12 protein-coding genes are annotated in these 13,577 nt (G+C 68.5%); 8 read left to right on the forward strand and 4 right to left on the reverse strand.

Going from position 1 to position 13,577, the window contains the following annotated elements:
* Positions 1-57: 57 nt before the first annotated feature.
* The 4 genes from AC07WJ_RS32640 to AC07WJ_RS32655 all read right to left on the reverse strand — a co-directional run bounded on the left by AC07WJ_RS32640 (position 58) and on the right by AC07WJ_RS32655 (position 4,247).
* The gene (locus AC07WJ_RS32640) at positions 58-996 is read right to left on the reverse strand and encodes a LysR family transcriptional regulator (protein ID WP_494938895.1); all 939 of its coding nucleotides are present in this window, start codon (positions 994-996) and stop codon (positions 58-60) included.
* Between the two features lie 28 nt (positions 997-1,024).
* Complete coding sequence (locus tag AC07WJ_RS32645; RefSeq protein ID WP_494938896.1) at positions 1,025-2,293, reverse strand: FAD-dependent oxidoreductase; 1,269 nt, start codon at positions 2,291-2,293, stop codon at positions 1,025-1,027.
* A gap of 29 nt (positions 2,294-2,322) precedes the next feature.
* Positions 2,323-3,312 carry a Bug family tripartite tricarboxylate transporter substrate binding protein gene (locus AC07WJ_RS32650; RefSeq protein WP_494938897.1) on the reverse strand — a complete coding sequence of 330 codons (990 nt, stop codon included), beginning with the start codon at positions 3,310-3,312 and terminating at the stop codon, positions 2,323-2,325.
* 239 nt (positions 3,313-3,551) lie between these two features.
* Complete coding sequence (locus tag AC07WJ_RS32655) at positions 3,552-4,247, reverse strand: GntR family transcriptional regulator (protein ID WP_494938898.1); 696 nt, start codon at positions 4,245-4,247, stop codon at positions 3,552-3,554.
* 142 nt (positions 4,248-4,389) lie between these two features.
* On the opposite strand from AC07WJ_RS32655, the gene AC07WJ_RS32660 reads away from it, so the two are divergent.
* From AC07WJ_RS32660 to AC07WJ_RS32695, 8 genes are all read left to right on the forward strand, one after another.
* Positions 4,390-5,547, forward strand: a complete 1,158-nt coding sequence (locus AC07WJ_RS32660; RefSeq protein WP_494938899.1) for an Ldh family oxidoreductase — start codon at positions 4,390-4,392, stop codon at positions 5,545-5,547.
* Positions 5,544-6,215 carry an RraA family protein gene (locus AC07WJ_RS32665; RefSeq protein WP_494938900.1) on the forward strand — a complete coding sequence of 224 codons (672 nt, stop codon included), beginning with the start codon at positions 5,544-5,546 and terminating at the stop codon, positions 6,213-6,215. Before AC07WJ_RS32660 ends, AC07WJ_RS32665 begins: the two co-directional genes overlap by 4 nt.
* A 68-nt stretch (positions 6,216-6,283) precedes the next feature.
* Positions 6,284-7,228, forward strand: coding sequence for a tripartite tricarboxylate transporter substrate binding protein (locus AC07WJ_RS32670; RefSeq protein ID WP_494938901.1), 945 nt, complete (start codon positions 6,284-6,286; stop codon positions 7,226-7,228).
* Between the two features lie 12 nt (positions 7,229-7,240).
* Positions 7,241-8,191 carry an NAD(P)-dependent oxidoreductase gene (locus tag AC07WJ_RS32675; protein ID WP_494938949.1) on the forward strand — a complete coding sequence of 317 codons (951 nt, stop codon included), beginning with the start codon at positions 7,241-7,243 and terminating at the stop codon, positions 8,189-8,191.
* Between the two features lie 179 nt (positions 8,192-8,370).
* Positions 8,371-9,324 (forward strand): NAD-dependent epimerase/dehydratase family protein, encoded by a 954-nt coding sequence (locus AC07WJ_RS32680; protein WP_494938902.1) that lies wholly within the window; start codon positions 8,371-8,373, stop codon positions 9,322-9,324.
* Between the two features lie 260 nt (positions 9,325-9,584).
* A complete protein-coding gene (locus AC07WJ_RS32685; RefSeq protein ID WP_494938903.1) occupies positions 9,585-10,931 on the forward strand; it encodes an aspartate aminotransferase family protein in 1,347 nt (448 codons plus the stop codon).
* Positions 10,932-10,978: 47 nt separating this feature from the next.
* Positions 10,979-11,740 (forward strand): SDR family oxidoreductase, encoded by a 762-nt coding sequence (locus tag AC07WJ_RS32690; protein WP_494938904.1) that lies wholly within the window; start codon positions 10,979-10,981, stop codon positions 11,738-11,740.
* Between the two features lie 221 nt (positions 11,741-11,961).
* Entirely contained in the window at positions 11,962-13,575 is a 1,614-nt protein-coding gene (locus tag AC07WJ_RS32695) for an ABC transporter substrate-binding protein (RefSeq protein WP_494938905.1), read from the forward strand.
* The last annotated feature ends 2 nt before the right edge of the window (positions 13,576-13,577 follow it).

Genomic DNA, 13,577 nt, shown 5'->3' on the forward strand with positions numbered 1-13,577 from the left:
GTGGATGGCGGCCGCGTCATCGCAAGCGCAGATCCTGGGCTCGCCAATAGTGCCGGGCTATCGCGACGCGGAGCGGACCGTCGCGCAGGGCGCCTCGGCGGCAATGGCTGTCAGCTGGCGGCTCAGCTCGCGCTGGAACAGCTGGGTGAAATGGCTGACCGGCCGCTCGTGATTGACATGCAGGAAGATGTCGAAGGCCGGCTCGAAGGCGACCGGTCTCACCGCGACGCGGCCCTGGTCGGCCGACAGCGCGCTGAACTCGTCGACCAGCGCAATGCCGAGGCCGGCTTCGGCGAGACCGACGGCCGTTTCGGCGAAACGCGCCTGATGGGTGCGGCCGAGGCTGACATCGGCCGAGCCGAGGAACCGCGCAATCGCCTGGCCGTGCACCGTGTGCGGCTCGAAGACGATCAGGGTCTCGTCCTTCAGATGGGCGGGTGCGACGGGCGCAGCAAAGCGCCCGGCAAGCTCATGAGGGACCAGGCAGACCAGCCGGGCCTGTCCAAGCCGGGTGCTGCGGATCGCGCCATGGGCAATCGGGAAGACCGAGACCGCGCATTCGCCGGGCCCCCCCAGGACATAGTCGAGCACCTGGGCGACCGACAGGATCTCGAGATGGACAGTGAGGCCCTGGTGGCGCGAGACCAGCGCCTTCAGCACCTCGGGAATGAGCCTGCGCCCGACGCTCGGCGCCGACCCGAGCCTGAGCGTCGCGGCCTCGCGCCTGGCCACCTTGTCGACCCGCATCACCGCCTGTTCGAGCTGGATGAAGGCACGGTCGATTTCGGCGAGGATGTTGATCGCTTCCGCCGTCGGATAGATGCGGCCGCCCTGGCGCAGGAACAGGGATACGCCCAGGCGATCCTCGATGCGGGCAATGACATTGGTCACGGTGGGCTGGGCGACGCGCAGCAGGCGCGCGGCGCCGACGAAGCTCTTGGCCGTCATCACGGCCCGGAACATTTCGATCTGGCGCAAAGTCAGGGTCATGGACATCAGGCGGAGCGGCGGGTGGGCGAGCCTATCACAGGATCGCCGCCTGGCCGCGCAGCGCCGCGCGCACCGCCTCGGCATCGACGGCCTCGGTGCCACCGGCCTGCAGCGCCGCGGCCAGACCCGCGGCATGGCCGGTGGCGAAGGCCGTGCCCATGACGCGAACCGAGGCGAAGGCGATATCGTCGCAGCCGACGAGCCGGCCGCCGAGCCAGAGATTGTCCTGCCGCGCCGCATGGATCGCACCGAAAGGCACGTCAAAATAGCCCTTGCCGCCAATGTTGCGGAATTCGATCCGGCCCGGCCCGTGATGGATCTCGACCGGCCAGCCGCCACGGCCGATGCCGTCGGCGCGCACGATGCCCGCTTCGGCCGCATCGCCGGCAAGGCTCTCGCGCGCCAGCACCCGGCGGGACTGGCGGATGCCGACCTGCGGGCCGGTGGAGACGATGAAGGCCTTGTCGAAACCGGCCGCCGTGAAGCGCAGCGCCCGGACCAGCCCATGGGCCATGTCGCGGCCCTTGAGTTCGGCCGCCGTGAGGCTCGCCGCGCTGACGCCGTCGGTGTCGAGATCGATCACCAGCCACCAGAGGTCACCGGAGACCGGCAGGCGCGCGCCGACGCCGCCGGAAAGCCGGTGGATCGGATCGCGCGCGGTCGCATTATAGGCGGCGACCGCCGTGCTCATCACCGTCCTGGAGAAGGCGAGGTCGGGTGCCACGCCGCCGATGCGAATGGGATAGGAGGCCGGCTGCAGGTGCTGCCCGGGCGCGATCGCCGCGGCCGGCACGAGAGCCTCTGCCATCGCGGCGAGATCGCCCTCGCCGCTGGCGTCGACAAATGCCCCGGCCCGGATCGCGCGCGGGCCGGCATGGTCCTGGATGGTGACGCCGGTGATGCGCCCGCCCTCGCTCGTCGCGCCGACCAGCGAGGCATGCAGCGCGAGCTCGGCGCCGCTGGCGACGACCAGCTGGTCGAGTGCGAGCTTGAGGATTTCCGGGTCGAGCATGACGATCAGATTGCCCGAGGCGCTGCGGATCGGGCACGGATCGAGGCCGAGGCCGCCGAGACGATCGAGCAGCTCGGCGCCAACGCCGCCGACCACCGGCACGATATCGGGCCCTTGCGCGAACAGGCCGCAATAGGACAGCACCGCGGCATTGGTCGCAGCACCTCCGAGAAAGCCGTAGCGCTCGACCAGCAGGGTCCGCGCGCCGCCGCGGGCCGCGCCGACGGCCGCCGCGACGCCGGCGGAGCCGCCGCCGATCACCACGACATCATAATCGTCCCCGCGGCTCATTGCGCCTTCTCCCGAAATCCCCGCCGGCATCAGTCTTCCGGCTTGATATTGGCGGCTTTGATGAGGTCGGCGAGCACCGCCATGGTGCTCACCTGATAGGCCGCGAAGGCCTTGGCATCGCGTATCTCGATGGCGAAACCCAGCCGGCCGATCGCCTCGACCACCGGCGGTGCGCCGAGCGCCGCGACGATCTCGCGCGACATGCGCTCGACCGAAGCCGGCGGCGCGGTCGCCGGCGCGAAGAAGCCGGTCCAGGACGACAGGTCGGCATTGGTCACGCCCTGTTCGCTCAGCGTCGGCACATCCGGGATCATCGGGTTACGCGTAGCGCTCTGCATGGCGAGCGCCTTGACCTGGCCGGCCTGGATCTGCGCCACCACGCTCGGCAGCACGGCGCAGGCAAAATCCATCCGGCCGGCGACCAGGTCCTGCGCCATGGCGGCGAGCCCCCGATAGGGAACATGGATCAACCGGGTGCCTGTGCGGATCATGAACAGCTCGGCCGACAGATGCGATCCCGAACCGGGGCCGGTCGAGGCGAAATTGAGCTCGCCCGGCCGCGCCTTGGCATAGGCGACGAATTCGGCGATCGACGTCACCGGCAGGTCGTTGCGCACCACCAGGACGTTTTCGAAGGCGCCGGCCCCGGCGAGCGCGGCGAAGTCCTTCACCGCGTCATAACCGGGCGTGCGCATCAGGAACATGTTGGTGCCGTGCGACTGGTTGTTGCCGAAGGTGATGGTATGGCCGTCGGGTTCCGCCCGAGCGACCTGGCGGGTGCCGAGCGCGCCCGAGGCGCCGGCGACGTTCTCGACGATGACATTCTGGCCGAGCGGCGTCGAAATATGGTTGGCGACGATGCGCGCGATGGCATCGGTGGCGCCGCCGGCTGGATAGGCGACGATGAGGCGCACCGGCCGGCTCGGCGCCCAGGTCGCCTGGCTCGCGGCGATCCGCGACAGGATGGGCGCCGCCAGCGTCGCACCGATGAATGCACTGGCCATCCGTCGTGTCGTCATGGTCGCCCTCCCACGGGTCGCCGGCGTCCGGTTCTTGGCCGGATGTGCTGGCCCGATGTGCTGGATTGCTCGCGTGTCCGCCCTTGCCTCTTGCCGATCGGCGGACGCAGCCATCGCGCCACAGGCGCCACCATTGACGACGGGGACACCGCCGCAAGCCCAAACAGTTCGGAATGCGATAGCCCTTGTCTATCGGAAGCCGGCAGGCTCCGTGGCGTCCGCCGGCCGAAGCGGCGCGCTCAGTCGCCGCTCTTCAGGCCGCCGCGCCGCATCTGCGCGATCAGGTCGTTGCGGGCATTGCGCTGGTGCCGCGAGGCGACCTGGGCGGCACGGTCGGCGTCGCCATCGGCGAAGGCGTCGATCAGCGCGTGGTGCTCCTGGCGGACCTGGCGCTTGCGGGCATCCGATTGGCCGAATTTCAGACGCAGCGTGTTGATGATGTTGTTTTGCCGCTCGATGATCTCGAGCGCCTGGGCATTGTGCGCGCCACCCAGCACGATGCGGTGGAAATCCCGGTCGGCCTGATGGCGGCCGAGCACGTCGCCGGCCGCCTCGCAGGCCTCCAGCTCACGCTGGATCGCGTCCAGCTGCTCGAGAGCTTCGGCGGTGGAATATTCGACGAAGCGGCGGGTCAGCACGCCTTCGATGGCTTCCCGGATCTCGTAGATCTCGCGAATGAAGACCTCATCGACCGACCGGACGACCGCGCCCCGGTTCGGCGTGATGACGACCAGTCCCTCGCCCTGCAATTGCTGAAGCGCCTCGCGGACCGGGATCGCGCTGACGTCATAGCGGCGGCAGAGCTCGGGAATCTTCAAACGCACGCCGGACTCGAAGACGCCGGTGATGATGTCGACGCGAATGGCGTCGCGCAGCCGGACATAACCGACTTCCTGCGGCTCGTTGGGGCCAGTTGCCTCATTCAGCATATTCATGATGGTCAATTCTGTATGATAATATCTGATTTGACAAGATCATATATCTTTTCTTCAGAAACTGACATTATGGCTACGCCTGCCGGCTGGCCGCTCGTCCGGCCTCGCACCACCCGCCCGCCATATCGAGACAGATCCGCCGATGCCAACCGACGCCTCCCACCATCCGGCCGATCTCGTCAGAAGGCAGATCGAAACCATCCTGGCGGCCTGGGGCATGCAGGCGGACAAGGTGCGGACCACGGCGGAGGTGATGATCGAGACCGACCTGATGGGCGTCGATTCCCACGGCGTGTCGATGCTGCTGATGTATGACGTCATGCAGCGCGCCGGGCAGATCAACCTGCGCGCGACGCCACGGATCCTGCGCGAGAACGCCGCGACCGCCCTGGTCGACGGCGATGCCGGGCTGGGTCATCCGGCCTCGGTCATGGCGATGCGGCTTGCGATCGCCAAGGCCAGGGCCGGTGGAACCGGGGTCGTTTCGGTGCGCAACTCGCACCATTTCGGCGCGGCCGGCTATTATGCCGAGCTGGCGGCGGCACAAGGGCTGATCGCCCTGGTGTCCTCGACCACGAGGCTCTGCACGCTGGTGCCGACATTCGGCGCCGAGCCGATCCTGGGCACCAATCCCTTCGCCTTCTCGGCGCCCGCCGGACGGCACCCGCCGGTGACGCTGGATATCGCCACCTCGGTGGTCGCCGCCAACAAGGTGAAAGTCTATGCGCTGAACGGCAAGGATATTCCCGCCGGCTGGGTCGTCGACGGCGACGGCCGGACCATGACCAATTCCGCCGAGGCCTATCGCATGCTGTTCGACATGCCGGACGGCGGCCTGACCCCGATCGGCGGCGACGGCACGACGCTCGGCGGCCACAAGGGTTACGGCCTGGCGGTATTCGCCCAGATCCTCGCGGGAACGCTGGGCGGCGGCTCGTTCTCGCCGATCCGCAACCTGACCCAGAAGCCGGGCGAGCCGGACAATATCGGCCACTTCTTCATGGTCATCGACCCCAAGGTATTCCGGCCGTTCGACGACTTCGCCGCCGACATGGACGGTTTGGTCGACCGCCTGCACGCGACCAAGCCCGCCGCGCCCGAGCAGCCGGTCCTGCTTCCCGGCGAACCCGAGCGCCAGGCCCGCGAAGACCGTCTCGCCCGCGGCATTCCGATCGCGCCGGCGCTGGCCGAAGCGCTGCGGCAGATCGCGTCCGCCGCCGGCGCACCCTTCCTGCTCGACGACACGATCGCCGGGCGGCCGGCGCCCTTCCCGCCAAACCCTCGTGAGATGATCCCATGACCATCGGCTTCGCCATTCATCCCCGCCCCGCCGCCAATGACGCCGCGCTTCTGGAAGCCCTCGGCGGCATTCCGACACCTTTGCTGAGCGACAACATGTCCCGGCTGTTCGCCGCCGGACCTGCGCTCAGGCCGATGCATCGCGGCACGCCGCTGCTCGGTTTCGCCGTGACGGTGCTGACCCGGCCGGGCGACAACCTGATGGTCCACAAGGCGATCGATCTGTCGGGCCCGGGCGATGTCATCGTCGTCGATGCCGGCGGCGACCTGACCAATGCGATCATCGGCGAAATCATGCTGACGCTGGCGCAGAAGCGCGGCATCGCCGGCTTCGTGATCGATGGTGCGATCCGCGACCTGGACGCCATCGCCCGGGGCGACTTGCCCGTCTTCGCGCGCGGCGTGACCCATCGCGGCCCCTATAAGGACGGACCGGGCGAGATCAACGGGCCGGTTCGCGTCGGCGGCCAGGTGGTCGCGAGCGGCGACGTCATCGTTGGCGACGCCGATGGCGTGCTTGCCGTCCCGCGCGGTGCCGCGCTGGCAATCGCCGCCCTGGCACGCGAGCAGATCCGGCGCGAGGAGGCGACCCTTGCCGCGATCGCCGACGGAACCGTCGACCGCAGCTGGGTCGACGCCACCTTGCGGGCCAAGGGCCTCGCCGTCTGAGCCGCATCGAAGACCGACGGCGCCCGAGCGCCGTGCGACCCTTGCCTGCATGTCCCGGGAGGACGCCCATGATGAAACGCCTGACCTGCCTGGCGGCAGTCCTTGCAGCCTTTGCCTTCGGCGCGCCGGAGGCTTCCGCCCAGTGGAAGCCCGACCGTCCGATCCAGCTGATCGTCGGCTTCCAGGCCGGCGGCGGCACGGATGTCACCGCGCGCCTGGTGGCGCAGGCCGCGGAAGGCATCATTCCGGTCCCGGTCATCGTGGTGAACCGGCCAGGCGCGGCCGGCGCGATCGCCGCCGAAATGGTCGCGCGCGGCGAGGCCGACGGCTATACCCTGCTCATCGGCGGCGGCAGCGAGAGCACGACCCTGCCGCACTACAACCGCCTCAACTATACCCTCGGCGACTTTCGCGGCGTCGCCCGCGTCAACCGCGAACATATGGTGCTGGTGACGCGCCGCGGCGGCGGCCTCGATACGGTGGAGAAGCTGGTCGCCGCCGCCAAGGCCGAGCCGGGCAAGATCTCCTACGGCTCGTCGGGCATGGGCGGCATCCTGCATGCGACGTTCCAGGCCTTCGAAAAGGCGGCCGGCATCCAGATGAACCATGTCGCCTATCGCGGCGGCGCTCATGCGCTGGGCGATGTCCTGGGCGGCCGCCTCGACATGACGCTGGTGACGCCGGCGGAGGCCAAAGGCCAGGCGGATGCCGGCAATGTCCATATCCTGGCGACCACGTCGAACCGCAGCGCCATCCTGCCCGAGGTGCCATCGCTGCGGGAGCTGGGTTATGCCGTCAATATCGAGAACATGAAGGGCCTGATGGTCTCGGCCCGGACACCCGACCCGATCATCCGGGCCTTGGACGACCTGTTCCGGCAGGTGATCGAGAGCCAGCGCATGCGCGAACTCGCCGAGCGCACCAATGTCGAGGTCGCCTATCTCGACGGCGCCGACTTCAAGAAGGCCATGGACGATACGTCGCAGTCGGTTCTGGCCGCCAGGCGCGACTGAAGCCGGAACGCGATCGAGTCGTCGAGGCAATCGCGGCCCGGTCATCGGGGCCGCAACCGGGAGAAGAAAGACATGCGCATCGGTTTCATCGGGCTCGGCGTCATGGGCTCGGGAATGGCCGCGAACCTCGTTCGCAAGGGCCATGACGTCGTCGTCCACAATCGCAGTCCGGCCGGCATGGCGCCGCTTGTCGCACTGGGGGCAAAGCCCGCCGCCGCGCTCGCCGACATGCCTGCCGATCTCGAGGCGGTGGTGCTCAGCCTGCCGGCGACCGACGACGTCCGTACCGTGCTTCTCGGCCCCGGCGGCCTGGCCGGGCGGCTCCGGCCGGGTGCCGTGATCATCGACACCAGCACCATCGACGCGGCCGCCACCCGCGATATCGCCACGGCGCTCGCGGGCCATTCCATCGACTTCCTCGATGCTCCGGTCAGCGGTGGCCAGAAGGGCGCCGTCGACGGCACGCTCTCCTGCATGGTCGGCGGTTCGGAGGCGGCTCTTGCCCGCTGCCGGCCGGTGTTCGACGCCTTCGCCACGACGCTCGTCCATGTCGGCGATGTCGGGGCCGGCCAGATCACCAAGGCCTGCAACCAGATCTGCGTTGCCGCCGCCATGATGGGCGCCGCCGAGGCGCTGGCGCTGGCGGTCAGCATGGGCGTCGATCCGGCGCGCGTCCGCGCCGCCCTGCTCGGCGGCACCGCCAAGAGCGTGGTAATGGAACGCCACGTGAAGAAACTGCTCGATGGCGACCTGAAACCCGGCTTCCGCGCGACGCTGATGGAAAAGGACCTCGGGATCGCCACGACGACGCTGGCCGCAAGCGGCGTTCACGCGCCGGTCACCGGCATTGCCAGGCAAACGCTGGCCGAACTGGTGGCCACTGGCGGTGCCGACGGCGACTGGATCGCGGTCGCGCTGCTCGTCCAGGAGAAATCGGGCCTGGCGACCGACCGAAGGCCATAGCAGGACCTGGGCGCCGGCGATCGCCGGAGCGGCAATGCGCCAGCGCATGACAGCCACCTGACCCCTGCCGGCAGACCTGGGATGACCGGCCCGCGCTTCTGTTCGCCGGGCCCAGGTGCCAACCTCCGGCACGGCAATGACGGGCAACGGGGTACGGCGATCGAAACGGGTGCGGCGCTATGACGGTCATGATCACGGGTGGCACGGGCTTCGTCGGCGTCGCGGTCGCCGATCATCTGGCGCGCATGGGGCGGCGCGCGGTCGCCTTCGCGGCTCATCCGGCGCCGGCGGGCTGGCTTCCCGACCAGGCTGTCGAGATCATCGGCGACGTCACCGATGCCGAACAGGTGAAGGCGGCCATGGCCGCCGAGAAGGTGACGTCGGTGATCCACGCCGCCGCCATGACCGCCGGTCCCGAGCAGGAACGGCGCGCGCCGGAACGCGTGGTCGCGGTCAATGTCGCGGGCACCGCGGCGGTGCTGCGGGCGGCCGCCGAGAGCGGCGTCAAGAAGGTGATCCTGGCTTCCTCCGGCAGCGTCTATCCGCTCGACAAGAACGGCGAAGGCCGGTTCGACGCGCGTGTCGACGCCCCGGCGCCGGCGGCGCTCTACGGCATGACCAAGCTCGCCGCCGAGCAGATCGCGATCCGGCTCGCGGCCGTCTACGGCCTGTGCCTGCCGATCGTCCGGCTGTCGGCCGTCTATGGCCCGTTCGAGCGCGACAGCGGTGTGCGCGAGATCCTGTCGGCGCAGGCCCAGGTGGTCGCCCTGGCGCGGCGCGGCGAAGAGGTGCGCCTGTCGCGGCCGGGTTTCGGCGGCTGGCTCTATTCGCGCGACGCGGCCGCCGCCCTGGTGGCGCTGATCGACAAGAAGTTCACCGAACCGCCGGCGGTTTTCGACCTCGGCGGCCAGGAGGTGTTTTCGGTGCTGGATTTCTGCCAGGCGCTGGCCGAGCGCCTGCCCGGCTGGACCTACCGGATCGACGAAGAGGATCCCAACATCCGCTTCCAGCTGCCCGCCGACCGCCGGCCGAGTGATTTCATCCGCCTGCAGGCGGCCACCGGCTTCAAGCCGCGCTTCGACCTGGCGACCGCGATCCCGGATTATCTGGACTGGCTCGAGAAGGCGGGTTGAGCGCGGCGGCCTGAACAAGCCCTCTCCCAGAGGGAGAGGGCTTGTGGGTTGGTTCTGGCGCGAGATTTCGCGGGGCGAGCGACGTCCAGGCAAACGACTGAACACGCCGATTGCATAAAACCGCCTTGCTCCGCTGGGGACGCTACAGAACCACCGAAGCCCCAGTCACGCAACCCCGCGCCTGCCCTTCGGCGGCATGCGTATTGCGCATTTGACCGCTCGCTCCACTGGCCCCTAGCCTGCCGCTGCGAGGGCTCATCATGGACGATATCGGTCACCGCTGGTTGAACCAGCACAAGGTCGGCGAAAGGCTGCCCAAGGCGGTCGGCGGCGAAGGCATCTATGTCATCGACGAGGCCGGCCGACGTTATCTCGACGGGTCCTCGGGGCCGGCGCTGTTCTGCCTCGGCCATGGTCATCGCGAGGTGATCGAGGCGATCAAGGCGCAATATGACAAGCTGTCCTTCGGCTATTCGTCCAACTTCACCTCCGATCCGATCGACCAGCTCGCCGAGACGATCATCGACCAGGCCGGCGGCGGCATGAGCCGGGTCAGCTTCGTTTCCGGCGGCTCGGAAGCCACCGAAACCGCGATGAAGATCGCGCTGCAATATCACGTCGCACGCGGCCATTCGGGCCGCACCCATTTCTTCGCCCGGCGGCAGTCCTGGCATGGCTATACGTTCGGCGCGCTGGCGCTGTCGGGCCATCCGGCCCGGCGCAAGCCCTATGCCGGGGCGCTCATGCCGGTGACCCATCTTTCGCCGGCCAATGCCTATCGCCCGCCGGCCGGGGTCGCGCCCCATGCGCTCGCCGACCATCTCGCCGCCGAGTTCGAGCGCGAGATCCACCGGATCGGCGCCGAGCGTATCGCCGCCCTGTTCTTCGAGCCCGTCGTCGGGGCCGCCGGCGGCGCGGTGCCGGCGCCCGACGGCTATGCCCGCAAGATGCGCGAGATCTGCACGCGCTACGGCATCCTGATGATCGCCGACGAGGTGATGTGCGGGGTCGGCCGCTGCGGCACCTGGCGCGCGCTCGCCCATGACGGCGTCGCGCCCGACGTGATGTACACGGCGAAGGGCCTGGCCGGCGGCTACGCGCCGCTCGGCGCGGCGCTGATGACCGAGGAGGTCTATCGGACCATCGCCGACACCTTCGGCACGATCGCCAGCGTCCACACCTATTCCGGCCATACCGCCGCCTGCGCCGCGGGGCTGGCCGTGCAGAAGGTGATCATCCGCGACGGCCTGGTCGAGAAATGCCGGACCGACGGCGACTATCTGATGGGGGCGTTGCGTGAGGCCTTCGGCCAGAACCCGCATGTCGGCGACATCAGGGGGCGCGGCTTCTTCGTCGCCCTCGAACTGGTCAAGGACCGCGAGACCAAGGCGCCTTTCGCCTCGGCGCTCGGCCTGCAGGCCAAGGTCAAGGAGGAGGCGTTCAACCGCGGGCTCCTCTGCTATCCCTCGCCGGGCACGGTCGACGGCTATAACGGCGACCACGTCATCCTGGCGCCGCCCTATATCATCTCGCGCGGCGAGATCGACCAGATGATCGAGACGCTGAAGGCGTCGATTACTGCGGCGCTCGCCCGCGTGGCGTCCTGAACCATGATCCGGGCGGGAACGCATCTGCGGCAGAAGGACATGCGCCGGTGAGGCTGAAGGACAAGGTCGCCATCATCACCGGAGCCGGCTCCGGCATCGGCCGGGCGACGGCCGTCGTCTTCGCGCGGGAAGGCGCCCGGCTGGCGCTCGTCGACCGGGACGAGACCGGCGTCCGCGAGACCGCCGGGATGATCGCCGAGGCGGGCGGCGCGGCGCTGGTACGGGTGTCCGATGTCGGCGAAGTCGGCACGGCGGATCAGGATGCCGCGGTGATCCATGAACGCTACGGTCGGATCGACGTGCTGTTCACGGCTGCCGGCTTTTCCGTCGGCGGCACGGTCCTGACCACCCGTCCGGAGGACTGGGACGCGGTGTTCCGCGCCAATGTCGGCGGCACCTGGCTCTGGGCCCGCGCCGTCGTGCCGTTCATGCAGCGCCAGGGCGGCGGCGCGATCGTCACCACGGCCTCCCAGCTCGCCCTTGCCGGCGGCGCCGGCAACAGCGCCTATATCGCGGCGAAAGGCGCCATTCTCAGCCTGACCCGGACCATGGCGCTGGATTTCGCGGCCGACCGCATCCGCGTCAATGCGCTGGTGCCGGGCGCCATCGACACGCCGATGCTCCGGCGCAGCTTCAACCGCAAGCCGGATCCACGGGCGGCGGAAGACGCGTCGCGTGCGCGCCATCCGCTCAATCGGCTGGGCCTGCCGGACGAGGTCGCCGAGGCCGTGCTGTTCCTGGCGAGCGATGCCGCCGCCTTTACCACCGGCACCACGCTGGCGGTCGATGGCGGCTGGCTCGCCGGCTGAGGCAGGCTGCACAAAATTCCGGCAAGCGGCGGTTCTACGACCTGTCTGCGCACCAGACCGTCCGGGACCGGCATTTGAAACAAATGAGTCGCCTGAACGTGGAGAAGGAGAAGATTCGCTACGTGGGGATGCTGGTACGTGGATTGCTTCGATGCCACCATGACCTGAAACAGCCGGCAGGTTGGGCAACCGCGGGCTGAACAAGCAATCGAGAGGGTGTCATGACAATCACGCGTCGGAATGTGCTCGCCGGTTCGGCCGCCCTGGCCACGGCCGCGACGATGGGCGGGCCGGCCTCGGCCCAGACGCGCGCCGAGACGCTGCGCCAGGTCACCGGCAATGCGGTCAATACGCTTGATCCGACCATGCCAGGCTCGACCCGCGAGGCCTTCGGGGTCAGCGTCAACGTCTATGACCGGCTGGTCTCCTTCGGCAAGAAGAAGCTCGGCAATGGCTGGGTGTTCGATCCCGACACGATTCGCGGCGAACTGGCCGAGCGCGTCGTCACCAGCCCCGACGGCATGACCTTCACCTTCCACCTGCGCCGCGACGCCAAGTTCCATGACGGCTCGCCGGTGACAGCGGAAGACGTGAAATGGTCGCTCGACCGCGCCGTCTCGGCCAGATCGCTGGCCGCCGCCCAGATCCAGACCGGGTCCTGGACCAGGCCCGAACAGTTCAAGATCATCGATGCCTTGACCGTCGAGGCCAAGGTCGACAAGCCGGACCGGCTGGCGCTGCCGAACCTCTGCACGCTCTATTGCATCATCATCAACACCAAGCTGGTGAAGCCGCATCTCACCGCGCAGGACCCCTGGGCCCAGGCCTGGCTGAAGGACAATGCGGCCGGTTCCGGCGCCTATATGGTCGAGAGCTTCAAGCCGGGCGAGCAGGTGGTGCTGCGCCGCAACGACAACTGGAAGGGCGGCGAGGACGGCAAGCCGGCGCATTTCCGCCGGATCATCTGCCAGACCATTCCGGAAGCCGCCACCCGCGCCAGCCTGATCGAGAAGGGCGATGCCGATATCGCCATCGACCTGCAGGCGAGCGACGTGCCGACGCTGGCGACCCGCGAGCGAATCAAGGTGGTGTCGACGCCGCAGTTCAACGCCTTCACCATGGTCGCCTTCAACACCCAGATGGCGCCGTTCAACAATGTGAAGCTGCGCCAGGCGGTGGCCGCCGCCATGCCCTATCAGGACATCTTCAAGGCTGCCCTGTTCGAGCGCGGCGCGGCTCTGTTCGGCGGCACCTGGACCGGGGATCCCGACAAGGCGGTGTTCCCGCAGCCGATGCCGCTGAAGACCGATCTCGCCAAGGCCAGGCAATTGCTGACCGAAGCCGGTTTCCCCAACGGGCTCGACACCACCTTCTCGTTCAATGTCGGCTCGGCCGCGGTCAGCGAGCCGATGGCCGCCCTGATCAAGGAATCGCTCGGCAAGATCGGCATCCGGGTCGACATCCAGAAGCTGCCGGACGCCCAGATATCGACGCTCGTCACCGAAAAGAAGCTGCCCTTCCTGACCGAGACCTCGATCGCCTGGCTGCCCTCGACCGACTATTTCTTCCGCAATTTCTTCACCGGCGACCAGCGCTGGAACTATTCGTCCTGGAACAATGCCGAGATCAACGCGCTGACCGCCCAGGCGCGCTTCGAGCAGGATGCGGCGACCTATGAGAAGCTGTGCAAGCGGATGATCGCGGTGCTCGCCGAGGAGGTGCCGATGATCATGCTGTGGCAGCCGAACCAGGACGCGGTCATGGCCAAGACCATTGACGGTTATGTCTATGGCTATCACCGCCAGGTCGATTATCGCGACATGAAGCGCGTGTGAGC

This window comes from Phreatobacter sp. GW821-FHT04C01, assembly GCF_059420385.1.